Origin of the sequence: Dactylosporangium sp. NPDC005572, from assembly GCF_040605515.1 — a bacterium.
Lineage (GTDB): Bacteria > Actinomycetota > Actinomycetes > Mycobacteriales > Micromonosporaceae > Dactylosporangium.
In genome coordinates this window covers 14,885-38,485 of the sequence record NZ_JBEXCY010000060.1, presented here as the reverse complement: position 1 = coordinate 38,485, position 23,601 = coordinate 14,885, and the positions used below count along the sequence as shown (strand labels likewise).

Here is a 23,601-nt window from a genome sequence, read left to right as displayed (position 1 = left end):
CGCAGAGGTTAGCGGCCGAGTACGACAGAAAATTCGTTGCTTCTTCCGTACCGTTCGGCAAGCTCGGCCGCGTCAGTGCCGTCGGGCAGGCTGACCCCGCGCCGGGCGCCGAGCGCGACCAGTTCGGACACGAACGCCGCCGACCCGCCGGCCGCGATCGCGAACAGCAGCGGCGTATACCCCTCGTGGTCGCGCGCCTCCACATCCAGGCCCAGGGCCACGAGCCGGCGCAGCAGCGGCTCCGGCCGCGGGGACCAGCTCAGCAGGTGCAGCAGCGTCCGGCCGCGCCCGTCGCACAGGGTCGGGTCGAGGCCGGCATCGACGAGCGCCCCGATGGCGGGGGCATCGCCGTGCGCGGCCCGCAGCACCACGGTACGACGGCGCACCCGCAGGTGCTTCGGCAGCCGCACGCGCGGGTCGCTCCAGCCGGTGACGGCCGCGAAGCAGCCGGTGAGCGGCGGGCCGCCCAGGGCGTGCATGGCCTGCTCGCGCCGCAGCTCGGCCGGGGTGTGCGGGGTCGTGAACCCGACCGCGGACATGGTGACCAGGTGCCACTCGCCGAGGCAGCGCACCCGGATCGGCTCGACGGAGACCGGCTCGCCGGCCGCCGCGGACGCGGCGTCCGGGAACAGCGCCGACGCCACCAGCGGGTGCAGCGCCGGCGCCGGGAGGTGGCCGTGCCGGACCAGGTCGAAGTCGACCGGCCGCACGACCCGCGCCGCCGGCAGGACCGGCAGCGGCCGCTCGGCCTGGTACCCGGGGTGCCACGCGCCGGTGTGGCTGACCCGCAGGGTCGCCGCGTCGATCACGGCCGACTCCCGCCAGTGCAGCGGCACCAGGACCCCCGGCGCGCGGTGCCGGGCGGCGGTCGCCCGGACCGCGTCCGCCAGGCGGGGCAGGTCGTGGTCGCCGGCGCGCAGGCGGGCCTGGGCGGCCTCCCGGGCGTACGGCGGCGCCGAGTCGTGCTCGAACGACCCGACGTCGAACCCGGCCCGGGTCCAGGCCGCCCGCCACTCGCCGGCGTCCTGGAGCCGCAGCAGCTCGGGGTCGGCCGTCACCCGCAGGTCCGCCGTCCGCCGTCCGTCCCAGCGTTCGCGGTTCAGGTGCAGGCCGTCGCCCTCCAGGCCCTGCTGTTCCCGGCCGTACCGCAGCAGCAACCCCTGCCCGTCGCCCCACGAGTGCCGCCGCTGCACCGTCAGCGCGCGGCCGTCGGCGTAGTACGCCAGCGGGATCGTGCGGCGCGGCAGGTCGTGCGTCACCGGGTCGCGGGGCAGGTGCCAGCGCAGCAGCTCGGGCACCAGGTTCCGGACGTCCTCGGCGACCTCGTCCGGCACGCCGGCGAGCTCCGCGCCGAGCTCCGGGCCGAGTTCGGGGCCGAGCGCGACGTCGGCCGCGGCGCACGCCCCCGCCCAGTCACCGGCCAGCCGCCGCGCCGTCGCCTCCTCGATCATCCAGCGGGGCACGGCGTACCGCCGCAGCCGCGCCCACGCCTTCAGGTCCGTCATGCGACCTCCGCCCCGCTCCGGCCGCATGCCTCAGTGGCCGAGCCCATGACGACCGGCCCCTCCGCCTCGCTCCGGACCGGTCATGCGATGAGGAACGCCAGGTCGTGCTCGCGGAGGCGCTCCACGTCGTCGGCCAGGGTGTCGCCCACGAAGTCCTCGGTGTCCGGGTCCGCGCCGGCCGCCAGCAGCGCCCGCACCAGCTCCGGCGACCCGCCGGCGCGGACCGCGTTGTGCAGCACGCTGTACCCGCGGTTGTCCCGGTCGTCGAGGTCGAGGCCGGCGGCGAGCAGCCGGTCGAGCAGCCCGAGGTCGCCGCCGAGGCAGGACAGCAGGTGCAGCAGCGTGCGGCCGTGCAGGTCGCGGGCGTGCGGGTCGATCCCGGCGTCGAGCAGCGCGGTCACCCCGGCCAGGTCGCCGTGCTGGGCCCGCAGCATCAGGTCGCGCCGCTGCTCCTCCAGCTCGCGGGGGAGCCGCTCGCCGCGGTGGCGCCAGGCCCGCTCGGCGGCGAAGCAGCCGTGCGTCGCGCCGCCGAGGGCGCGCATCGTCTCCTCGCGCTGCCGCTCCTCGTCGCTGTGCGGCACGGTGAACTTGCCGTCGGCCATGCGCACGTCGTGCCAGGCTGGTCCCGAAGCGTCGCCGCAGCGCACCCGGACCGGCGCCCCGGCCGGCGGCTCGAACGGCCGCCAGGTCGCGGACGGGTCGAACGCCGCCAGGACCAGCGGGTGCAGCCGCTCCGGCGGCAGCAGCCCCAGCCGGACCAGGTGCACGTCGATCGGCCGGCGCAGGGTGTCGGCGTCGAGCAGCCCGTCGCTGTCCTCGCGGTCGTTCGGGACCCACTCGCCGCGCGGCCGGTCACCGCCGAGGATCCCGGTGACGTGGATCTCGTTGTACCACCCGACGCGGAGCCGGACGGTGTCCATGCCGCGGTCGCGGGCGGCGGCGAGCACTACGGCGGGGTCGAGGTCGAAGGTGGCGAGGGCGCGTCTGAAGTACCGCATCCGCCAGTCGTCGTCCTCGAACTCCGGCGCCTCGTCGAGCGCGATCCCGCCCGCGTTCCAGGCCTCGACCTGCCGGTCGGCGTCCTGCAGCGCCAGCACCGGCGAGTCGCGGAAGCCGGGGGAGGTGCGGGCCAGCAGCTCGGGCGCCTCGCGGGCGTCCCACAGGTAGCGGCGCTCGGTGACCTCGTGCAGGCCGTGGTACCGGTCGTCGTCCTTGACGTCGTCCTCGTCGAGGACGACGAGCCGCAGCCACTGCGAGCCGAAGCCGAGCCGGGGCAGCTCCACGCAGAGCGCCCGGCCGTCGCCGCGGACGAGCACCGTGAGCAGCCGCGGGGCGATGGTCGTGTCGCCGCGGCCCGGGTTGCGGGGCAGGTGCCAGCGCAGCAGGTCGGGCGCGAAGTGGCGCAGGTCGTCCTCGAACGGCCCGAAGTCCGCCCCGGCGTCGACGTCCACGGCTGCCGCGGCGCAGGCGGCCCGCCAGTCGCCGGTGAGGCGGGCCTCGGTCGCGGCGCGGATCATCCGGGCGGGCACCGCGTAGTGGCGGATGCGCCGCCACGCGCCCAGCTCGCCGGCGGAGATGAGGGCGGTGGTCATCGGTACACGCTCACGATCTCGCTGGTGGGGGCCGGCTCGCCGGCCGGGAGCAACGCCGCGACGGCCCGCTTCACGCGGCGCGGCACGTCGGGCCCGAGGGCCAGCCGGCGCAGCGCCGTGCGGCCGGACTCGAGGGCCTCCAGCAGGCGCTTCGCGCCGCGTCCGGCGACGCCGGTGTGCCGCAGGTCGAGCCGCTGCAGCGGGCTGCCCGGCAGCGCGTCGGCGAGGCGGAACGCGCCCTCGTCGCCGACGACGTTGTCGCTGGCGCCGAGCACGCGCAGCGACTGCGGCCGGCTGAGGTCGAGGCTGTCCATCATGGACAGTTTCGCGGCGAGCAGGTCGACGGTGGCGGGGGAGAGGCCGTTGCCGCCGAGGCCGAGCGTGGTGCCGGGCCGGTCCAGGGCCGCCAGGACCTCGGCGGCGCCCGCGTCGGTCAGGTGGTTGGCCGCGAGGAACAGCCCGGTGACGCCACAGTCGCGCAGCAGCGCGGCGAGCAGCGGCGCCGCCGCCGGGCCGAGGCCGTTGCCGCCGAGGAAGACCCGGGTGACCGGCCGCTCGCGGGCGGCGAGCGCGTCGACCAGCACGGCCAGGCTCGCGCTGGTCAGGCCGGTGTTGACCAGGTCGAGGGTGTCGATGGCGGCGTTGCGGCGCAGCATGGCGGCGAGCGCGGTGACGCCCGCGTCGCCGAGCGGGTTGCGCTTGAGCCATAGCGCGCGGACGCTGCCGTCGGTGGCCAGCCGGTCGAACAGCGGCGCCGCGCCGGCCGCGTCGATCGCGTTGCACCCGAGGTACAACGTCTCCAACCGATGCTCGGGACCGAGCGCGTCGGCGAGTGCGCGGGTGCCCTCGGCGCCGAGGCTGTTCGTGCCGAGGAGCAGGTGCACCGCGTGCGGCGAGCGGACCACCCGGTCGAGCACGCGCGTCACGCCGGACGCCCCGATGCCCTGCTTGCACAGGTCGACCCGCCCGTCGGGCTGGAGCGTGCCGAGCGGGAACCGCTCGGTGTCCGCGACCGGTGCCGGGTCGCCGAGGCGCTCCAGCAGCGGGGCCAACAGCGCCGGGTCGGCCGGCGGGACGGCCGGCACCTCGAGCACGGGGCACGCGATCTCTACCACTGCACCACCTGGTAGTCCTTCAGGAAGACGCCGGAGACGCGGTCGCCGTGGACGCCGCGGACGATCGGGTCGTAGACGCGGGCGGCGCCGTCGACGACGTCGAGCGGCACCCGGAACCCGGCCTCGTGCAGCGCCTCCTTGGCCGGCTGGGGCCGCTCGTCGGTGACCCAGCCGGTGTCGACGCTGGTGACGTGGATGCCGTCGAGCACGTACTCGGAGGCGATCGTGCGGGTCAGCATGTTCAGCGACGCCTTGGCCATGTTGGTGTGCGGGTGCCGGCTGGTCTTGTTGCGGCGGCTGAAGCTGCCCTCCATCGCCGACACGTTGACCACGTAGCGGTCGGGGTGCGGCGAGGCCCGCAGCAGCGGCCGGAGCTGGGCGATCAGCATGAACGGCACGAATGCGTTCACCACCTGCACCTCCATCCACTCCCGCGGGGTGACCTCGTGCAGCCGCAGCGTCCAGCTGTTGACTGGGCGCAGGTCGAGCGGCTCGCCCGTCTCGTCGACCCGGCCGGCCGGGAAGAAGTCCACAGTGGAGGCCGGGCCGGTGAGCGCCAGTCCCTCGGCGCTGCGCAGCTCGCGATGGTACTCCGCCGGCCGCTGGATGGTCTGGGCCGCGTTGTTGACCAGGATGTCGAGGTGGTCCCAGCGGGCCTTGACCGCGTCGACCAGCCCGACGACGCCGGGCAGGTCGAGGAAGTCGACGCCGTGGACGTGCAGCCGGTCGATCCAGTCGCCGGCGTCGGCCCGCTCGGCGAAGCGGCGGGCGGCGTCGCGCGGGAAGCGGGTGGTGACGATGACCTCGGCGCCGTCGCGCAGCAGCTTCAGCGCGGTGTGGAACCCGATCTTGATCCGGCCGCCGGTGACGATCGCCCGCCGGCCGCGCAGGTCGCAGCGGGCGTGCCGGCGGGCGCCGCTGTCGGTGGCGCAGCGCTCGCACATCTGCGGGTAGGCGAGCGGGACCCGCCGGTACGGCGACTTGCACACGTAGCAGTCGCGGGGCCGCATCAGCTCGGCGCCGTCGGCCGCGGGCTCGGTGACCAGCCGCCGGTCGTGCGCGGAGACGGCCTGGCGGCGCTCGGTCTTCTGTTGTTTCTTGCGGCTCCGGTGCGCCTGGTGCACCGCACGGCGGACCAGCATCACCTGCGGGTCGTCGTCGGCGCCGTCCTCGACGGCGTTGAGCACGCGCAGGAAGGCGGCGACGTCGTCGGGGTCCAGGCGAGGCACCGCCGAAGCGTAGTCCCTGCCCGCCACGGGCGGTGGACCGGCCGGAATCGAACCGGCGTCCTCCGTCCTGGCAAGACGGTGCGACGACCTCTGCGCTACAGCCCACCGATGCGGCAGCGTAGCCGCCTCGGCCGGGGCTGCGGGTGGCGGAGCCCCGCCGAGAATCCTGGACTGTGGCAAGACCGGCCGGAATCGAACCGGCGTCCTCCAGCCTGCTGCGCCGGCGCGACGACCTCTGCGCTACGGCCCTGCCGCGGGGTAGCTTAGCCTGCCGCCGGACAGCTCAGGACCCGGCCACCCCGCCGGAACCGCCCGCCTCGTGGCGAACTGTCTACAACTGCACCCATTCCGTGCGGACCGGCGCGAAGGCGCCCTCGTCCCGCGGCTCGCAGCGCAGCCGGACCGGCCCCGCGGCGACCCCGGAGACCTTGAACCGGCCCTGCTGGTCGGCCGCCGTCTCAACGGTGCCGCCGGGCGACTCCACGACCACCCTGGCCGGCTTGGCCGGGTCGAGCTCGCCGACCACCTCGACCGTGCCGTCGTGCGACGTCACCTGCACGTCGATGGTCAGCGCCCCGCCCAGGAAGGTCAGCAGCCGCGGCCCGCCGCCCCGCACGGCGATCAGCCGGCTCTCCAGCGAGTCACGGACCAGGTCGGCCAGCTGCGAGTCCAGGTTCCGCCAGGCCAGGCTGGCCCGGGCCGCCGCCAGGACGGACGGTGGCACCGGATCCTGCCGGCCGGCGATCTCACGCAATGAGCTCAGCACCTCTTCCTCCCCGATCATCGGGTCGGCCCTGCCCAGCAGCAGCAGCGCGTCATATCGAAGCCGCCAATCGTCGGCGCAGCGTGCCCAGGCAGCGCTGGCGGGTCGGACCGATGCTGCCGATCGGCACGTCGAGCGCGGCCGACACCTCGGCATAGCTCGGCGCCGGATCGGCGATGAGCACCCGCAGCAGCTGCTGGCACTGGCCGGACAGCGCGCGGAACTCGTGCCAGAGCACGGCGTCGCGCTCGTCGCGCAGCACGCCCGCGTCGGGCTCGTCGACGTCCTGGTCGAGGCCCAGCTGGACCCCGAGGTGGCCGACGAAGTCGGCGGCGGCGCCGGCCGGGACGTCGCGGCCGCTCTTGCGCAGCAGCGCGATCGCCTCGCGGCGCGCGGTGGTGGCCAGCCAGGAGCCGAGCTTGTCGGCGTCGCGGACGTCGCCGATGTGCTCGACGAGCCGCAGCCAGGTGCCCTGGCTCACGTCGGCGGCGTCGGACTGCCCCAGCCCGAAGCTGCGCGCGACCGACCAGACCAGGTTGGCATACCGGTCCACAATGGACTCCCAGGCCTGCTGATCGCCGCTGGCAGCGGCACGCAACGTAGCAGCGTTGTCAGGCTCGGCCATGGTCCCGAAGGGTAGCATCGCGCCCCCGGGGTGACGGGATGCGGCGACCAGCGTGCCGCACCCCGTCACCCCCCTCCCCCTGGTGTTCTGCATCACGATCAGCCCAGCCCCGTGTACCGGCCGTACCGCCGGTCGGCCCCCGCCAGGACCGCCTCCGCGGCCAGCCGGGCCGAACCGGCCGCCGGCAGCGCGTCGGCGATCGCCGCCGTGACGTACGGCGTGGCGAACGACGTGCCGCTCCACCGCGCCCAGCCGTCCGGGAACCGGTCGTGGTCGACGAACGTGCTGGTGACGTCGGCCCCCGGCGCCGCCACCGTGATCCAGGTCCCGGTGTTCGACCACTCGCAGATCCGCCTCCCGTCGTGGGCCGCGACGGCGACCACGCGCCGGCGCCACGGCGCGCTGGTCCCCGCATACGCGGCCGGCCAGAACGGCCGGTTGTGCTGCCCGTCGTTGCCCGCCGCGGCGACGACCACCCGGTCACCCGTGGTGAGCAGCCGCGCCAGCGCCGCCGTGAGCAGCACCGGCGGCCGGTCGTCGAGCGTGTACCCCCCGAGCGACAGGTTGATGAGCTGATAGTCGTCCGCCTGCCGGAGGCCCGCCACCAGGTCGGTCTCCCGGCACACCCCGAACGTGTCGACGATCTTCATCAACCGTGGCCGCGCCCGTCGCGACCGGCCCAGCAGGACCCCCGCGACGAAGTTGGCGTGGCCCGCGTCCCCGTCGGCGACCCCCTCGTCGTCGGCGTCGCCGTCGGACGGCTCGTCGGCGACATACCGCTCCTTGGGCAGCGGGCTGTTGAGCCAGACGCCGGTGTCCAGCACCAGCACCCCCACCTGCTCGTCCGTCTCCGCCGGCTCGGTCAGCCGGCCCGGCACCGCCGGTCTGGGCGGGCCGTAGGCCCCCGCGTGCTCGAACGCCGTGGCGACGAACACGTGGTTGGGCCCGGCGGCGACCCGGGTGTCGCCGGCCGCCTCGGCCTGCACCCGGACCCGGCGCGCGGCTCGCGCCACGTCCAGGCCCGGCACCCGGACCCGCCGGAAGCCGCTCGGGACGTCCCCCTCCTCGATGACGTCCCGCGCGGCGAGGCCCTGCTCCACGAACGCCTGCTGTGCGGTGGCGAAGTGGTCGTCGAGCACCAGCAGCTCGTCGGCGACGAACCGCACCGGGCTGCCGTCGGCCCGGGTCTCGCGGCGCACCCACGACACCCCGGCGAGGCGCCGCGCGCGGCGGGTCCGCCACTGCTCCGCTGGTGCCATCTGCCCCTCCCTCACCTGCTCCGGAAAGAAGAGGGGCCGAGTCGCCTTCCTGATACATCGAATGCCGGTTCGTGATTTCCGGTGTTCGCGGCGCTGCCTACGGTGATCGCGTGACCTCGACGACCACGGTGCCCGCGCTCGGCGACGACATCGTCATGCTCGCCGTCCACGCGACCGACCCGCGCAACCTGCTCGCGCACCCCGGCATCCGGCACGCGCTGCGGGCCGCCGAGTTCGTGCCGGCGGTGCTCGCCTGGCAGCCGCTCCCGCCGTACAAGGAGCTTCGCAAGATCATCCGGAAGGAGCACCACGGGCGGCTCGACCCCTGGCTCGACCGGCTCACCGCGGCCGGGCGGATCCGGCACGCCGGCACCGTCTTCCTCGGGATGGGCCGCCGCGAGCTGCTCCTCGACCAGCCCGCCCGGGAGGCCGCCCAGCGGCGCCTGCACGCCGGGCTGCCGCGGGACCCCGCGCACCGCCCGCCGGCCCGTGACGCGCTGCTCGGCGCGATCGTCGAGGCCGCGCACCTCATGTCCTACGCGGTCCCGCCGGGCCAGCTGGTCGCGAACTGGTCGGCCGCCGCCAAGGCGCTGGTCGACGGCCGGGTCGTCCCCGACGGGATCGAGCCCGGCGTGCTGCCCACGCTGGTCGGCGCCATGGCGGAGGAGATCGCCCGGGACTGGGACTGACCCCGGCTGTCCACGGTCACTGCCGGACGGCATGATGAGGCCCGTGGCGGACATCGATCAGCAGACAGTGACGCGCGAGAGCATCGTCCTGGAGGTGACCAGCGGCTCGGCCAAGGCGCTGGTCAAGCCGGACGACACGGTGACCATCGGCCGCGACGCCACCAACGACCTGGTGGTCGAGGGCACGCTCATCTCCCGCCGGCACGCCGAGGTGATCTGGAACACCGACGGCTGGTACCTGCGGGACCTGGACAGCCGCAACGGCACGTTCGTCGACGGGGAGAAGGCGGCGTTCGTCGCCGCCACCGACGGCGGCGAGGTCCGCCTCGGGTCCGCCGACGGCCCGGCCGTGCGGTTCAAGGTCGTCACCGTCACCGAGCAGGTACCGCTCGCGCCGCCGCCGAGCCGGGAGGTCACGCAGTACGAGGCCGGCGCCCGGGTCCGCCTCGGCCGCGGCCCCGACAACGACGTCGTCCTCGCCGACCTGCGCACCTCGCGCAACCACGCCGAGCTGCGCCGCCTGCCCACCGGCGGCTACGAGGTGGTCGACCTCGGCAGCCGCAACGGCACCTTCCACAACGGCAAGCAGGTCACCCGCCAGGAGCTGCGCCCCGGCGACATGATCTCGGTCGGCCGGCACGAGTTCATCTTCGACGGCGCCAGCCTGCACGAGTTCGAGGACGCCGGCCCGTCGTCGCTCATCGCCGACGACCTCACCGTGCGCATCGGTGACGCCACGCTGCTCGACGACGTCAGCTTCGCCCTGTCCGAGGGCAGCCTGCTGGCCGTGATCGGCCCCTCCGGCTGCGGCAAGTCGACCCTGGTCAAGGCGGTCGCCGGGCTGCGGCCGGCGACGCAGGGTACCGTGCGCTACGACGGGCGGGACCTCTACGCCGACTACGCCGAGCTGCGGTACCGCATCGGGATGGTCCCGCAGGACGACGTCCTGCACCGCCAGCTCACCGTCCGCCGGGCGCTGCGGTTCGCGGCCGCCCTCCGGTTCGCCGACGACGTCCCGCGCCGCGAGCGGCGGGACCGGGTGGCCGAGGTGCTCAACACCCTCAACCTCACCGAGCGGGCCAAGCAGCGCATCGACAACCTGTCCGGCGGCCAGCGCAAGCGGGTGTCGGTCGCCTTGGAGCTGCTCACCGAGCCGTCGCTGCTCTTCCTCGACGAGCCGACCTCCGGCCTCGACCCGGCCCTGGACAAGGAGGTCATGGAGGAGCTGCGGGAGCTGGCCGACAAGGGCCGGACCGTGGCCGTGGTGACGCACAACGTGATGCACCTCGACCTCTGCGACCGGGTGCTCGTGCTGACGGTGGGCGGACGCATGGGGTACTTCGGACCCCCGGGCGAGGTGCTCGACTTCTTCGGCGCCGAGGACTACGCCAAGGTCTTCCGCGAGGTCACGAGCAATGCCGAACACTGGGTGCGCACCTACCGCGGGTCGTCGCTCTATGCGCGCTACGTGACCGAGCAGGTCGCCGAGGCGCCGCCGCCGAAGCCCGCCGTCGTCGAGCGGTCGACGGTACCGCTGCCCCGCACCCCGTCGTCCTCGTCGGCGGGGGCCTCGGGGGCCTCGGATGCCTCAGGGGCCTCGACGGCCGAGCAGGAGCTGCCGCCGCGGCCGGCCGGGTCGCCGCCCGACACGCCGACGGCGGAGCAGGCCATGCCGCCGCGCCCGGCCTCCGCGTCCGGCATGACGATCTCGGCCGCCGGCGGGACCGGCCGCCGGGGCGGCGCCGTCGGGCGGGCCCGGGTCAAGCTCGGCGGGGCCTCGCTGCGCAGCCGGGTCGTCCACCCGGCGGCGCCGGTCCGCCAGTTCCTCACCCTCTGCCTGCGGATGTTCTGGGTGATCGGAGCCGACCGCGGCTTCGCGCTGTTCATGCTCGGCCTGCCGCTTGCCCTCGCGCTGCTCACCCGGACCGTCCCCGGCGAGAACGGCCTGGCGCCCGGCGCCACCCGGTTCAGCCTGGAGGCGCAGCGGCTCCTCGTCGTGCTCGCCGTCGGCGCCGCGTTCCTCGGCACGGCCGCCGCCATCCGGGAGATCGTCAACGAGTCGACGATCTACAAGCGGGAGCGGGCCGTGGGCCTCTCGGCGGGCGCGTACCTCGCCTCCAAGGTCGTCGTCTTCTCGCTCATCATCATCGTGCAGACGGCCCTGTTCACCTGGCTCGCCCTGCTCGGCAAGAAGGAGCCGAAGGACCCGCTGATTCTCGACGAGCACTGGCTGGTCGAGATCACCATCCCGGTCGCCCTGGTCGCGCTCGCCTCCATGGCGTTCGGCCTGCTGGTGAGTGCCCTGGCCAAGACCACCGAGCAGACCACCCCGGTCCTCGTGGTCGTGGTGATGGCGCAGCTCGTGCTGTCGGGCGGGCTGTTCGAGCTCGACGGCCAGACGGTACTGGAGCAGATCTCCTGGCTCTTCCCGACCAGGTGGGGCCTGGCGGCGGGTGCGTCGACGGTCGACCTCCAGTCGATGATCCCGTTCAAGGACTCGCTGTGGGAGCACACGACCGGCGCCTGGTGGCGGTCGGTGCTGATCCTGGTCGTGCAGATCGGCGCCCTGATCGGCCTCGCCCGCCTGGCCCTGCGCCGGCTGGAGCCGGGCCGGGTCTGAGATATCCTTAGCCTGGCTAAGTACATCTCGCACAACGGAGATACTGCGATGTCTGACGCGATCATCGCCGAGACGGTGCACATCGGCGCCGAGCGGATCCAGGCGTACTCCGCCCGCCCGCTCGGCCCGGGTACCTACCCCGGCGTGGTGGTGATCCACCATCTCCCCGGCTACGACGAGGCGACGAAGGAGATGGTGCGCCGCTTCGCCGTCCACGGTTACTCGGCGCTCTGCCCGAACCTGTACTGGCGCGAGGCCCCGAACGCCGCGCCCGACGACGCGGCGGCCTTCGTCCGCGCCCAGGGCGGCATCCCGGACGAGCAGATCATCCGGGACGTCACCACGGCCGCCGAGGCGCTGCGCGCCCTGGACACCGCGAGCGGCCGGGTCGGCGTGATCGGCCACTGTTCCGGCGGCCGCCAGGCGCTGCTGGTCTCGACCGCGGCCCCGGTCGACGCGGCCGTGGACTGCTACGGCGCCTTCGCCCTGGAGCCCCCGCCGTCGACGTCGACCCTGCGCGCCCGCCCGATCCGCGACCGCCTGCCGGACGTGCGCTGCCCGGTCCTGGGCCTGTTCGGCGACGACGACCAGTTCCCGGCCCCGGCCGAGGTGGCGGAGCTGGCCGCCGAGCTGGACAAGCACGGCAAGTCGTTCGAGCACCACAGCTACGAGGGCGCCGGCCACGCGTTCTTCTCGGTCGACCGCCCGAGCTACCGCCCGGCCGCGGCGGTCGACGGCTGGCGCCGCATCTTCACGTTCTTCGGTCGCCACCTGGAGGCCTGACCATGTGCACCTACGAGACCGAGACGGCCGACCTGGAGGGCTCGGGCAAGGGCCCGGAGGGCTGGTTCGAGCTGACGCGGGCGGCGGTGTACGTCGACCACCCGGTCCACGCGCCGTACGCCCACACCCTGAACATCGACTTCGCCAACCCGTCCCTGGGCCCGGGCGCCCGCGTGGCGGTGGAGCTGACGGAGGAGGCGGCGTTGGCCCTGGTGGCGGCCATCCAGGCCGCACTGTCGAACGCCCCGTCCGGCCTGGCGAGCGCGCTGACGCCCTGACCCCGCCCCGGCTTTCATGATCGATGGCGAGTTCCGGTTGTCCTGGCAGCCGGATCGCGCCATCGATCATGAAGCCGCCGCCGCTGCCCGACCGGCCCGCCGTGCGTTGTCTGGGCCGACTCGAGGCGCCGCCTCGGCTGCCCGCGGCCGTTTCCCGCCGGCCTGATCGCCCGCCGGGGGCCGCCCCATGATCGTGGGAAACATCTGGTTGCCATGACAGCCAGATTCTTCCCACGATCATGGCGGCACCTTCGCCGCCGCCGTACCAGCTCGCCCAATCTCCGCATGACCGAAATGTCGGATATGTCAGGTGTGGAGCGTCGGACATATCCGGGGACGGGCCGTGCCCAGGCGTGGGCGGGGTGGGAAATCAGGGGGTTGCGGGAGGGTGCAAACCGCGCCGTTGGGCGGAGGATCGGTGGATGGGCGCCTATCGCGACACGTACGAGCGCAGCCTCGCCGACCCCGACGGGTTCTGGCGGGCCGCCGCGGCCGGCATCGACTGGGACCGCATGCCGATCCGGGTGCTCGACGCGGACCGGCCGCCGTTCTACCGGTGGTACCCCGACGCCGAGCTCAACACCTGCCACAACGCCCTCGACCGCCACGTCGCCCGCGGGCGCGGCGGCGACGTCGCGCTCGTGTACGACAGCCCGGTCACCGGGACGCTGCGGCGGTACACCTTCGAAGGCCTCCGCGACGAGGTGGCCCGCTTCGCCGGTGCGCTGCGCGCGCTCGGGGTCGGCAAGGGGGACCGGGTCGTGCTGTACATGGCCATGGTGCCCGAGGCCGTGATCGCCATGCTCGCCTGCGCGCGGCTCGGTGCGGTCCACTCGGTGGTGTTCGGCGGGTTCGGTCCGAAGGAGCTCGCCGCCCGCATCGACGACGCGCGGCCCAAGGTCGTCGTCGCCACGTCCTGCGGCATCGAGGCCAAGCGGGTCGTGGCGTACAAGCCGCTGCTCGACGCGGCGCTCGACGAGGCCGCCCACCGGCCCGACCGGGTCGTCGTGCTCCAGCGCGAGCAGGCCCCCGCCGAGCTCCGGCCGAACGAGCTGACCTGGGACGACGCCGTCGCGAACGCGGCCGCCGCGGACTGCGTGCCGGTCGCCGCGACCGACCCGCTGTACGTCCTGTACACCTCGGGCACGACCGGCCGGCCGAAGGGCATCGTGCGCGACAACGGCGGCCACGCGGTCGCGCTCGTCTGGTCCATGGCCAACGTCTACGCGGTCGGGCCGGGCGACGTCTTCTGGGCCGCCTCCGACGTCGGCTGGGTCGTCGGCCACTCGTACATCGTGTACGCGCCCCTGCTCGCCGGCGCCACGACCGTGCTGTACGAGGGCAAGCCCGTCGGCACCCCCGACGCCGGCGCCTTCTGGCGGGTCGTCGCCGACCACGGCGTCAACGTGCTCTTCACCGCGCCCACCGCGATCCGCGCGGTGCGCAAGGAGGACCCCGACGGCCGGCTCATCCGGAAGATGCCCACGCTGCGGGCGCTGTTCCTGGCGGGGGAGCGGCTCGACCCGGAGACGTACCACTGGGCCGGCGAGCGCCTCGGCGTCCCCGTCGTGGACCACTGGTGGCAGACGGAGACCGGCTGGCCCGTCGCCGCCGCCCCGCTCGGCCTGGAGGCGCTGCCGACGAAGGCCGGGTCGCCGTCGGTGCCGGTGCCCGGCTACGACGTGCGGGTGCTGCGCCCCGACGGCGCGGACGCGCAGGCCGGCGAGGACGGCGTGATCGCGATCCGGCTGCCGCTGCCGCCCGGCTGCCTGCCGACCCTGTGGCACGACGACGAGCGGTACGTCGCGTCCTACCTCAGCGCCTTCCCGGGCCACTACCTGACCGGCGACGGCGGGCGGTTCGACGAGGACGGCTACCTGTACGTCATGGGCCGCACCGACGACGTCATCAACGTCGCCGGGCACCGGCTGTCGACCGGTTCGATGGAGGAGGTCCTGGCGGCCCACCCGGCCGTCGCCGAGTGCGCCGTGATCGGCGTCGACGACCCGCTCAAGGGCCAGGTGCCGCGCGGCTTCGTGGTCCTGAAGGCGGGCGCCGAGGCGAGCGACACCCTCACCGACGAGCTGGTCGCGATGGTGCGCGAGCGGATCGGGGCGGTCGCGTCCCTCAGGAGCGTCCGTGTGGTGCCGGCGCTGCCGAAGACCCGCTCCGGCAAGATCCTCCGCAAGACCATGCGGGGCATCGCCGCCGGCCGGGACGAGCCGGTGCCGTCGACCATCGAGGACCCGGCGGTACTCGACGCCATCCGGCCGATCATCGAGGAAGCACGCTGAGAGCGAACACGCTCACAGCGAACCGGGGATCTCAACCGCCGCCGCCGTACATACCGTCGAAGGCAGCAACCCGGGAAGGAGCCACCGATGGCCGACAGTGAGATCCCCTTCGACAGCGCCGTGTTCGAGCGCCTGCTCAGCAAGCGCATCATCGTGCTCGGCAGCGAGGTGAACGACGAGAGCGCCAACCGCATCTGCGGCCAGCTCATCCTGCTCGCGGCCGAGGACCCCGAGAAGGACATCAACTTGTGGATCAACTCGCCGGGCGGGGCCGTGCACGCGGGCCTGGCCATCTACGACACCATGCGGTTCATCCGCAACGACGTGTCCACCGTGGTCATGGGCATGGCCGCCTCGATGGGCCAGTTCCTGCTCAGCGCGGGCACGCCCGGCAAGCGCTACGCCCTGCCCCACTCGCGGGTCATGATGCACCAGCCGTCCGGCGGCATCGGCGGCACCGCCGCCGACATCGCCATCCAGGCCGAGCAGATGCTGCACACCAAGCGCACGGTGCAGCGGCTCATCGCCGAGCACACCGGCCAGACGACGGAGCAGATCGAGGCCGACTCCGACCGCGACCGCTGGTTCACCGCCCCGGAGGCGGTCGACTACGGGTTCGTGGACCGGGTGGTCCAGGGCGCCGAGCAGCTGGCGGTCTAAAGTCGCGTGGATGAGCAGCATCGACGTTGAGGTGGCGCCGGAGCAGGCCGGGTTCGACGCCAACCGACTCGCCCGGCTGGACGCCCACTTCGCCCGCTACGTCGATGACGGCCGGCTGGCCGGCTGGCAGATCGTCGTCGCCCGCGACGGCCGGGTGGCGCACAGCAGCGTCTACGGTCAGCGCGACGCCGAGGCCGGCCTGCCGGTCGAGCCCGACACCCAGTGGCGCATCTACTCGATGACCAAGCCGGTCACCTCGGTCGCCGCGATGATGCTGTGGGAGGAGGGGCACTTCGAGCTCACCGACCCGATCAGCCGGTGGCTGCCCGAGTTCGCCGACGCCCGGGTGTACCAGAAGGGCTCGGCCGGCGCGCCCCACACGGTGCCGGCCGTCGAGCCGATCCGCGTCTGGCACCTGCTCACGCACACGTCCGGCCTGACCTACGGCTTCCTCCAGACGTCGGTCGTCGACGCCCTGTACCGCCAGGCCGGCTACGACATCCAGAGCAAGGCCGGCGCCGACCTGGCCCAGGCGTGCAAGGACTGGGCCGGGCTCCCGCTCTTGTTCCAGCCCGGCACCGCCTGGGGCTACGGCGTCTCGACCGACGTGCTCGGCCGCCTGGTCGAGCTCTGGTCCGGCCGGACGCTGCAGGAGTTCGTGCGGGAGCGGATCCTGGAGCCGCTCGGCATGACCGACACCTGCTGGTCCGTCGAGCCCGGCTCGGACCGCCTGGCCGCGCTGTACGTGCCCGGCCCCGACGGCCGGGCGACCCGGTTCGACGCGGTCGGCAAGGCCGCGTTCGAGCCCCCGGCGATGGCCTCGGGCGGCGGCGGCCTGATCTCCACCGCGGCCGACTACCACCGCTTCCTGCACCTGCTGCTGCAGGGCGGCACGTTCCAGCGCCAGCGCCTGCTGGGCCGCCGCACGATCGGCTTCATGACCCGCAACCACCTGCCCGGCGGCGTGGACCTCGACGCCCTGCAGACCGGCGGCTTCGCCGAGACCACGTTCGAGGGCGTCGGCTTCGGCCTGGGCTTCGCCGTGGTCCGCGACCCGGTCCCGGCCCGGGTGTGGAGCAGCCCCGGCACCTACTACTGGGGCGGCGCCGCGAGCACGGCGTTCTGGGTCGACCCCGTCGAGCGGCTCACCGTGGCCCTGTACACCCAGCTCCTGCCGTCGAGCACCCACCCGCTGCGCCCCCAGCTGCGGCAGTTGGTCTACAGCGCGCTGACCGACTAGGAAAACAAGCAGGGACTCGGGTCCGTGCAAGTGACGACCGTCGCTCCCGCCAGACAGCGGTCGGGCCTTGGCGGCCCTCCCTGCCACCGCCGTCGCCCCAAGGGCCCGCGGCCTCCGGCCGCGCCCGGCGCCCGCCGCGGCTCGCGGTCCATGATCGATGGCGGCTTCTGGCTGTCATGGCGACCAGAACTCGCCATCGATCATGGGAACCCGAGCATGATCGGCGTCTGCGCGGCTGCCCTACACGAAGGTGAGGTTGCCGCCGCCGGTCACGATGTGCAGCTTGTGGGTCGAGCCCGCGTCGGACTTGATCGAGCCCGTCTGCTTGCCGCCCTCGAGCTCGGCCTCCAGGGCGTACGACTCGCCGGGCAGCCGCAGGTTGACGTTGGCGCCGCCGCTGTCGACCTCGATGCGGTCCGGCGCCTGGGCCAGGGTCAGCTCGACCAGGCCGCCGCCCGTGCGGGCGGTGAGCTCCGGCGGGGCCAGGCCCTCGCCCGACAGCGGGCCGCCGTCCGTCGACACGTCGACGATGCCGGTCATGCCGTTCAGCGTGACCGGGCCGCCCGAGCTGTCGAGCCGCAGCGACAGCGTCGACGGGATCTGCAGCTCGTACGAGATCGAGCAGTCCGACTTCGGGCAGCCGGTCGAGGCGAGCACCAGCTCCCCGCCCTCAACGCTCTGCTTGCGGCCGGGCTTGTCGCTGCGGTACTTCTGGATCTCCGTCACCTTGATCGTCGTCCCGCTGCCGACGGTGACCTTGATCGTGCCGCCCTGGCTGTCGACGTCCACGACGCTGACGTCGTCCTTGACCTCGTAGGCATTGGTGGCGCTCTGGTCCGCCACGTCCTTGTCGGCCGACGGCGAGGGAGCGTCGGGCGTGCCGCAGGCGCCGAGGGCGAGCAGTGCGGCGGTGATCGTGAGGATCCGCAGTGACTTCACGGGGGACTAGCTTTGCACGCGCCGTGACGGCCCGATCGCTAGGGTCTCCCCCATGACACTTGTCGATGAGGCCTACGCCCGGGCGGGGGCCCACGGCTTCGACCTGTCGTGCGAGGTGCCGGTCGGCCGCCTGCTCGCCGCGCTGGCCGCCGCCCTGCCGCCCGGCGCCCGGGTGCTGGAGCTGGGCTCCGGCGCCGGGGTCGGCACCGCCTGGCTGGCGCATGGCCTGCTGCCCCGCACCGACGTCACGGTCACCAGCGTGGAGCTCGACCCGGCGACCGCGGCGGTGGCCGCCGAGGGGGACTGGCCGCCGTTCGTCGACCTGCGGGTCGCCGACGCCGTCGAGTTCCTCCGGACCGCGGAGCACGGCTACGACCTGATCTTCGCCGACTGCCCGGGCGGCAAGACCCGGGGCCTCGACCACACGATCGCCCGGCTCAACCCCCGGGGCACGCTCGTGGTCGACGACATGACCGAGATCGACGGCTGGCCCGGCGACTTCACGGCGGCGCAGCGCGGGGTGCGCCGCACCCTCGTCGAGCACCCGGACCTGGTCACCGCCGAGCTGGACTTCGCCTCGGGTGTGGTCGTGAGTGTGAGGAGGTAGCGCCCGGGTACACCGTCGGCATGTCCACTGACGCGATCGTGCTGCTGCGCGAAGACCACAAGACCATGCGGCGGATGTTCAAGGAGTTCCAGGCCGCCCAGGGCGGGCCGAAGCCGAAGAAGGCCAAGATCGTGGGCGAGATCCTCGAGGCGCTGACCGTGCACACATATCTCGAGAACGAGGTCATGTACCCCGAGGTCCGCCGGCTGCTGCCGGCCCTGGAGGAGGACATCCTCCAGGCGTACGAGGAGCACCACGTCGCCGACCTGCTGTGCCTGGAGCTGTCGACGATGTCCCCCGAGGACGAGCACTTCGACGCGAAGGTCACCGTGCTCATCGCGACCGTGCTGCACCACGTCGAGGAGGAGGAGCACGAGTGGTTCCCGAAGGTCCGCGAGGGCCTGGGCCGCAACCAGCTCCAGGAGCTCGGCCGGCGCATGATCGAGCTGCGCCCGAAGGCCCCGACCAAGCCGACGCAGCCGAAGGCGCTGAAGAAGGCCCTCGACGCGATCAACGCATAGCCGATCCGGGGATGCACGAGTGACCCGGGCGGGGTCGGCCGTGTGACCGCTGACGCCCGGCGGCCGGCCCCAGTACCGTCGGATCCGATGATTTCCGACCGCGCACCTGTCGTGCTGGCCCTGCACGGGCTGCTGGTGGAGGGGACCGTGGCGACGGTCGAGCCGGTGCTGGCCGGGTGCCTCGGCACCCACGAGCCGAGCCTCGTGCTCGACGTGTCGCAGATCACCGTCTGCGACACCGCCGGCGCCGCGCTGCTCGTCAGCGTCGCCGAGGTGGCGCGCGGGCGCGGCGGCGAGGTCCGCCTCGCCGACCCGTCGCCGGCGATCCGCTCCTGGCTGAGCGTCGCCGCCGGCATGAGCGCGATCGCGGTGTTCGCCACCGTCGAGGGCGCCGTCGAGGCCGACCCCCGCGACCTGCTCGCGGGTGCCCCGCCGGCCGCCGCCAACTGCGTCGACGAGCGGCCGGTGCTGCGCAGCCGGCGGCCGCGCCGGCGGGTCAACCCTTCGGGCCGCGCACGATCACGCCGAGGTCCCGCATCACCGCGTCGGTGAGCCCCGGCAGCTGGGCCGGCTCGATCGTCACGCCCCGCAGGCTGCTCATGCCGCTCACCTCCGACAGCTGGTTGCCGCGCAGGTCGGCCCCGCGCAGGTCGCAGCTCTCGAACGACATCTGCCGCAGCCGGCAGCCCTGCATGGCGGCCTGGTCGAGCACGCAGTCGCGCAGCACCGTGTTGACGAGCACGCAGCCGACGAACCCGACCGGCCCGACGGTCGTCACGTCGTCTAGCGTGGCCGCGTCGAGCCGGCAGCCCTCGAACAGCACGTTGCTCAGCTTCGACTCGGACAGGTGCGCCCAGGTGAGCTTGCAGTTGACGAGGTGCACCCGCTCCAGCGTCAGCCCGGTCAGCCGGGCCGCGGTGAAGTCGACCTTGTCGAACCGGCAGCCGCTGATCGTCACGTCCTCCCAGACCACCCCGTTGAGGTCGAGGTTCTCCAGGTGGGCCCGGCGCAGCCGGGCGTCGATGAGCGTGGTGCGGATGGCGCGACCGGTCTCCACATGCGCGTCGTTGAGGTTGCCGCCCCACGGCGCGCTGACCGGCTCGAGCTCGCCCGGGTCGAGGGTCGGAAGCTCGATGTCGATGTCGTGCACGGTGCGCAGTGCCACGTACCTCACCGTAGAGGGTCCGGCGGCGCCCCGGCACGTAGGCTGCTGAGTCATGAGTGACGCAGGGGTGCGGCAGCGGGTCGACGGGCGGACCCTGCGGGCCGAGCGCACGCGCAGCGCGATCGTGGACGCGCACCTCGCCCTGCTGGAGGAGGGCGAGCTCAAGCCGACCGCGGAGCGCATCGCCGAGCGGGCCGGGGTGTCGCTGCGCGCGCTGTGGACCAACTTCAAGGACATGGAGCGGCTGTTCGCGGCGGCCGGCGAGCGGCTCATGGAGCGGCAGGTGGCGGAGTTCCGCCCGGTCCCGCCGGAGCTGCCGCTGCCGGAGCGGATCACGCAGTACTGCGACCAGCGGGCCCGGCTGCTGGAGCTGATCGCCCCCGCCGCGCGGGCCGCGCGGATCCGGGAGCCGTTCTCGGCGCAGCTGCGGCGCAACCGCGCGTGGTACATCGCGACCGCCCGCGAGGAGCTCGAGGCCCTGTTCGCGCCGGAGCTCACCGCGGTCGGCCCGGGCCGGGGCCGGGTCGTGGACGCGCTCACCGTGGCGGTGACGTCGTCCGGCTGGTCGATGTGGCGCGACGAGCTGCACCTCGAGGTGCCCGCCGCGACGGCGGTGCTGCGGCACGTCGTGAGCGCACTGCTACCCGCCGCACAGACGCCATAAGTTTCGCTTAGACCGCCGTTAAATCGGCATCGGCGGACCCGTCGGGCGGCCGGCGACCTCCTAGGCTTCGGGGCGGTCGGTTCGGTTCACGCCCTTGGAGGAGCCCGGTGTCAGCGTTCGGCGACGATCGTCCGGACCAGTACCAGCCCTACGCACCGCACGGGGCCTCCGGCTACGACCCCGCGCCCGGGTACGGCGGCTACCGCGACCAGGGCTACGGCGAGCAGGGCCACGGCGAGCAGGGCCGCCGCGAGCAGGGTTACGGCGACCAGGGCTACAGCGAGCAGGGTTACGGCGAGCAGGGCCACCGCGACCCGGGCCACGGCGACGCGGCCTACGGCGGCCCCGGCTACGGCGCTCCTGGCTACGGCGGCTCCAGCAACCCCGGCCACGGCGGCTCCGGCGGGTTCGGCTCGGGCTACGGCCCCGGCCCGTACGGCGGCCCCGGCGACGAGGAGCACGTCCCCCAGCACCGCAAGACGTCCCGCCTGGTCCTGGCGCTCGGCGCCGGCGTCCTCGCCCTGCTCGTCGTGGGTGCGGCCGCGTTCGGCGGCTCGGTCCTGCTCGGCGGCTCGGGCAAGGACGGCGGCGACCCGTCCGCGCTGGCCGGCGCCGCCTCGTCGGCCTCCGCCGGTGACCCGTCGCCCGGCGACCAGGGCGGCATGTCGGCCGACCCGACCGGGAGCGCCACCGCCTCGGCCCAGCCCAGCACGTCGGCGCCCGGCAAGACCAAGACGACCCCGCCGGCCAAGCCGCGCACGACCGCCCCCGCGGGCACCGGCGGCGGCTTCACCGCCGAGGAGGCCCAGGTCCTCGCGATCGTCAACAGCGAGCGGGCCAAGGCCGGCTGCAAGCCGCTCGCCTTCAACGCCAAGCTCGCCGCCGCCGCCGGCAAGCACTCGCAGGACATGTACCAGCGGAAGTACTTCTCCCACACGACCCCCGACGGGGTGGACTTCGCCACCCGGATCTCGAACGAGGGATACCGCTGGTCGGGCGCGGCCGAGAACATCGCGATGGGCCAGGATTCCCCCGAAGCGGTGATGAACGCCTGGATGAACAGCTCGGGGCACCGGGCCAACATCCTCAACTGCGGGCTCAAGGATCTCGGCGTCGGCCTGTACTACGTGCAGGGCAAGCCCAAGTACTGGACGCAGGACTTCGGCTCTCCTCGATAAGGCCGGGTGATCGACACCCTTCAGTGGATTTGTATCGTCCGTCCGGCGGTTGTGCTCCGCCTGGGCGTTCGGCACCGTACACCTGGCTGACCGAACGGGTGGCGCGTTGCTCAATGACGTGCCAGACTCACCGCGGTCAGTGCTTACGGTGCCCGCGCGGATTACTCACGTCACTTCCTCTTCGCGGGTGCGCACCATCCGCAACCGCACATCGAGCCGCAGTATCTCGATCAAGGGGAAGAGAACGTGACCGTTGCACCCCGGCGACGGCGTCTCGCGGCGCTCGCCGCCGCGACCCTCCTGGGCCTCGGGCTGACCCTCGCTGACGCCTCCCCGGCGGCGGCCGCGGGCGTCGGCTACGTCCGGCTGGCCCACCTCTCGCCCGACACGCCCGCCGTCGACGTGTACCTCAGCTCCGTGACCGGCGCCGTGCCGCAGCAGAAGTTCCCGGCCGTCGGCTACGGCGTCGTCTCGAAGTACCTGGCCCTGCCGCCCGGCACCTACGCCGTGGCGATGCGCTCGCCCGGCGCCCCGGCCGACAGCGCGCCCGTCCTCAGCACCCAGGCCACCGTGGAGGAGGGCAAGGCGTACACCGTGGCCGGCGTCGGCAAGTACGCCGACCTCGGCCTGCGCGTCATCGCCGACGACCTCGGCCCGCCCGACACGGGCAAGGCCAAGGTGCGGGTCGTCCAGGCGTCGGTGAAGCAGCCCGTCCTCGACGTCGCCGTGAGCGGCGGCGCGTCGATCGCCTCCGCCGTCCAGTTCGCGACGACCACCGGCTACCAGTCCGTCGAGCCCGGCAGGTTCACGCTCAAGCTGTCCGCCCCGGGCGGCGCGTCGGCCGCGACGGTGAGCGCCTCGCTCAAGGCCGGCGCGGTGTACTCGCTGATCGTCCTCGACGGCAAGAAGGGCCTCACCGCGGAGCTGCGCACCGACGTGCCGACCGCGGGCGCCGCGCCGGCCGGCGGCGTCGACACCGGCGGTGGCGGCACGGCGGACGAGCGGGACGGCGGCCTGCCCTGGCTACCGATCGGCGCGGCCGCGGCCCTGCTCCTGGCGCTGCCGGGCGGCCTGCTGATGCGCTCCCGGATGCGGGCGCGCGTCTAGGCTGCCGCACATGAGCACGTCGGACGGGCGGGTGGTCAGGCACCGGAGGTATCGCCTGACGCTCGCCCGCCGCCGTGCCGCGGCCCTGGTGCTCAGCGTGCTGGCGCTCGCCGCGCCGGTCTACGCCGGCACCGCGGCGCTGGTCGGCCGCCGCGTCGGGCTCGCCGCCGGCGACTCGACCTGGATCGTGCCCAACCGCATCGACCTGCCGGCCGACCAGAGCGGGGAGGGTGCGCCGCCGAGCCGGCTGCGGATCGGCGCGCTGGGCGTGGACACCGCGCTGGAGTCCCTGACCATGGACGGGGCGGGGGTCCTCGCGTCGCCGCAGGAGTACGGGGAGGCGGGCTGGTTCGCGCAGGGCACGATGCCCGGCGACCCGGGCCCGGCGGTGCTGGCCGGGCACGTCGACTCGCGGACCGGCCCGGCGGTGTTCTACAAGCTGCACGAGCTCAAGGCCGGCGACCGGATCCTGGTCCTGCGCGGTGACGCTCCGGCCGGCACGTGGCTGACGTTCTCGGTGACCGCCGTGGAGCACTACGCGAAGGCGCACTTCCCGACGCAGCGGGTCTACGGGCCCACGCCGGTGCCGGAGTTGCGGCTGATCACCTGCGGCGGGGCGTTCGACGCCGCCCGCCACTCCTACCGCGACAACATCGTGGTCTACGCGGTGCTGAGCTGAAAAGCAAAGTTTTGGGTCGGTGTGCCAGGTCGCCTCGCGGCGATAGGCGCTACACGGCTCCAGCCGAACGGTATTCCGTGAAGGCAGTG

23 protein-coding genes and 2 tRNA genes are annotated in these 23,601 nt (G+C 73.8%); 14 read left to right on the top strand and 11 right to left on the bottom strand.

The annotated features are described in order from the left end of the window. Window positions 1-8: 8 nt before the first annotated feature. The 9 genes from ABZS66_RS26885 to ABZS66_RS26845 all read right to left on the bottom strand — a co-directional run bounded on the left by ABZS66_RS26885 (window position 9) and on the right by ABZS66_RS26845 (window position 8,088). On the bottom strand, window positions 9-1,505 hold the full coding sequence (locus ABZS66_RS26885) for a hypothetical protein (protein ID WP_354762229.1): 1,497 nt from the start codon (window positions 1,503-1,505) through the stop codon (window positions 9-11). Between the two features lie 80 nt (window positions 1,506-1,585). Continuing rightward, window positions 1,586-3,097 carry an ankyrin repeat domain-containing protein gene (locus ABZS66_RS26880; protein ID WP_354762227.1) on the bottom strand — a complete coding sequence of 504 codons (1,512 nt, stop codon included), beginning with the start codon at window positions 3,095-3,097 and terminating at the stop codon, window positions 1,586-1,588. After that, window positions 3,094-4,212 carry a gala protein gene (locus tag ABZS66_RS26875; protein WP_354762225.1) on the bottom strand — a complete coding sequence of 373 codons (1,119 nt, stop codon included), beginning with the start codon at window positions 4,210-4,212 and terminating at the stop codon, window positions 3,094-3,096. Before ABZS66_RS26875 ends, ABZS66_RS26880 begins: the two co-directional genes overlap by 4 nt. Beyond that, entirely contained in the window at window positions 4,206-5,441 is a 1,236-nt protein-coding gene (locus ABZS66_RS26870) for an SDR family oxidoreductase (protein ID WP_354762223.1), read from the bottom strand. Before ABZS66_RS26870 ends, ABZS66_RS26875 begins: the two co-directional genes overlap by 7 nt. Window positions 5,442-5,473: 32 nt before the next feature. Further along, window positions 5,474-5,546: transfer RNA gene (locus ABZS66_RS26865), tRNA-Gly, on the bottom strand. A 69-nt stretch (window positions 5,547-5,615) separates the two neighbouring features. Further along, a tRNA-Ala gene (locus ABZS66_RS26860) sits at window positions 5,616-5,691 on the bottom strand. 81 nt (window positions 5,692-5,772) lie between these two features. After that, window positions 5,773-6,225, bottom strand: coding sequence for a hypothetical protein (locus ABZS66_RS26855; RefSeq protein WP_354762221.1), 453 nt, complete (start codon window positions 6,223-6,225; stop codon window positions 5,773-5,775). A 31-nt stretch (window positions 6,226-6,256) separates the two neighbouring features. Next, complete coding sequence (locus tag ABZS66_RS26850) at window positions 6,257-6,829, bottom strand: sigma-70 family RNA polymerase sigma factor (protein ID WP_354762220.1); 573 nt, start codon at window positions 6,827-6,829, stop codon at window positions 6,257-6,259. Between the two features lie 98 nt (window positions 6,830-6,927). Next, a complete protein-coding gene (locus ABZS66_RS26845; RefSeq protein ID WP_354762218.1) occupies window positions 6,928-8,088 on the bottom strand; it encodes a S8/S53 family peptidase in 1,161 nt (386 codons plus the stop codon). A gap of 110 nt (window positions 8,089-8,198) precedes the next feature. Between ABZS66_RS26845 and ABZS66_RS26840 the strand changes: the two genes are divergently transcribed. The 7 genes from ABZS66_RS26840 to ABZS66_RS26810 all read left to right on the top strand — a co-directional run bounded on the left by ABZS66_RS26840 (window position 8,199) and on the right by ABZS66_RS26810 (window position 16,652). Then, a complete protein-coding gene (locus ABZS66_RS26840) occupies window positions 8,199-8,777 on the top strand; it encodes a hypothetical protein (RefSeq protein ID WP_354762216.1) in 579 nt (192 codons plus the stop codon). A gap of 43 nt (window positions 8,778-8,820) precedes the next feature. Then, entirely contained in the window at window positions 8,821-11,397 is a 2,577-nt protein-coding gene (locus ABZS66_RS26835; protein WP_354762214.1) for an FHA domain-containing protein, read from the top strand. Between the two features lie 48 nt (window positions 11,398-11,445). Further along, the gene (locus ABZS66_RS26830; RefSeq protein ID WP_354762212.1) at window positions 11,446-12,180 is read left to right on the top strand and encodes a dienelactone hydrolase family protein; all 735 of its coding nucleotides are present in this window, start codon (window positions 11,446-11,448) and stop codon (window positions 12,178-12,180) included. Between the two features lie 2 nt (window positions 12,181-12,182). Continuing rightward, window positions 12,183-12,458, top strand: coding sequence for a DUF6295 family protein (locus ABZS66_RS26825; protein ID WP_354762210.1), 276 nt, complete (start codon window positions 12,183-12,185; stop codon window positions 12,456-12,458). Window positions 12,459-12,880: 422 nt separating this feature from the next. After that, the gene (locus ABZS66_RS26820; protein WP_354762208.1) at window positions 12,881-14,752 is read left to right on the top strand and encodes an AMP-binding protein; all 1,872 of its coding nucleotides are present in this window, start codon (window positions 12,881-12,883) and stop codon (window positions 14,750-14,752) included. Between the two features lie 87 nt (window positions 14,753-14,839). Beyond that, a complete protein-coding gene (locus ABZS66_RS26815) occupies window positions 14,840-15,412 on the top strand; it encodes an ATP-dependent Clp protease proteolytic subunit (RefSeq protein ID WP_354762206.1) in 573 nt (190 codons plus the stop codon). A gap of 10 nt (window positions 15,413-15,422) precedes the next feature. Further along, the gene (locus tag ABZS66_RS26810) at window positions 15,423-16,652 is read left to right on the top strand and encodes a serine hydrolase domain-containing protein (RefSeq protein ID WP_354762204.1); all 1,230 of its coding nucleotides are present in this window, start codon (window positions 15,423-15,425) and stop codon (window positions 16,650-16,652) included. Between the two features lie 240 nt (window positions 16,653-16,892). Here ABZS66_RS26810 and ABZS66_RS26805 read toward each other — a convergent pair whose 3' ends face one another. Continuing rightward, window positions 16,893-17,591: a hypothetical protein gene (locus ABZS66_RS26805; protein ID WP_354762202.1), complete on the bottom strand. Its 699-nt coding sequence runs from the start codon at window positions 17,589-17,591 to the stop codon at window positions 16,893-16,895. A 52-nt stretch (window positions 17,592-17,643) separates the two neighbouring features. Between ABZS66_RS26805 and ABZS66_RS26800 the strand changes: the two genes are divergently transcribed. The 3 genes from ABZS66_RS26800 to ABZS66_RS26790 all read left to right on the top strand — a co-directional run bounded on the left by ABZS66_RS26800 (window position 17,644) and on the right by ABZS66_RS26790 (window position 19,271). Continuing rightward, entirely contained in the window at window positions 17,644-18,198 is a 555-nt protein-coding gene (locus ABZS66_RS26800) for a class I SAM-dependent methyltransferase (RefSeq protein WP_354762200.1), read from the top strand. Between the two features lie 20 nt (window positions 18,199-18,218). Continuing rightward, complete coding sequence (locus ABZS66_RS26795; RefSeq protein WP_354762198.1) at window positions 18,219-18,719, top strand: hemerythrin domain-containing protein; 501 nt, start codon at window positions 18,219-18,221, stop codon at window positions 18,717-18,719. A gap of 87 nt (window positions 18,720-18,806) precedes the next feature. Then, entirely contained in the window at window positions 18,807-19,271 is a 465-nt protein-coding gene (locus ABZS66_RS26790) for an STAS domain-containing protein (RefSeq protein WP_354762196.1), read from the top strand. On the opposite strand, the gene ABZS66_RS26785 is transcribed toward ABZS66_RS26790, so the two are convergent. Beyond that, the gene (locus tag ABZS66_RS26785; protein ID WP_354762194.1) at window positions 19,216-19,884 is read right to left on the bottom strand and encodes a pentapeptide repeat-containing protein; all 669 of its coding nucleotides are present in this window, start codon (window positions 19,882-19,884) and stop codon (window positions 19,216-19,218) included. The genes ABZS66_RS26790 and ABZS66_RS26785 overlap by 56 nt on opposite strands. 52 nt (window positions 19,885-19,936) lie before the next feature. Here ABZS66_RS26785 and ABZS66_RS26780 point away from each other — a divergent pair, with 52 nt between their 5' ends. From ABZS66_RS26780 to ABZS66_RS26765, 4 genes are all read left to right on the top strand, one after another. Continuing rightward, a complete protein-coding gene (locus ABZS66_RS26780) occupies window positions 19,937-20,548 on the top strand; it encodes a TetR/AcrR family transcriptional regulator (RefSeq protein ID WP_354762192.1) in 612 nt (203 codons plus the stop codon). Window positions 20,549-20,655: 107 nt separating this feature from the next. Beyond that, window positions 20,656-21,726: a CAP domain-containing protein gene (locus tag ABZS66_RS26775; RefSeq protein ID WP_354762191.1), complete on the top strand. Its 1,071-nt coding sequence runs from the start codon at window positions 20,656-20,658 to the stop codon at window positions 21,724-21,726. A 246-nt stretch (window positions 21,727-21,972) separates the two neighbouring features. After that, window positions 21,973-22,833 (top strand): DUF4397 domain-containing protein, encoded by an 861-nt coding sequence (locus ABZS66_RS26770; RefSeq protein ID WP_354762189.1) that lies wholly within the window; start codon window positions 21,973-21,975, stop codon window positions 22,831-22,833. A 10-nt stretch (window positions 22,834-22,843) separates the two neighbouring features. After that, window positions 22,844-23,512, top strand: coding sequence for a class F sortase (locus ABZS66_RS26765; RefSeq protein ID WP_354762187.1), 669 nt, complete (start codon window positions 22,844-22,846; stop codon window positions 23,510-23,512). Window positions 23,513-23,601 lie beyond the last annotated feature (89 nt).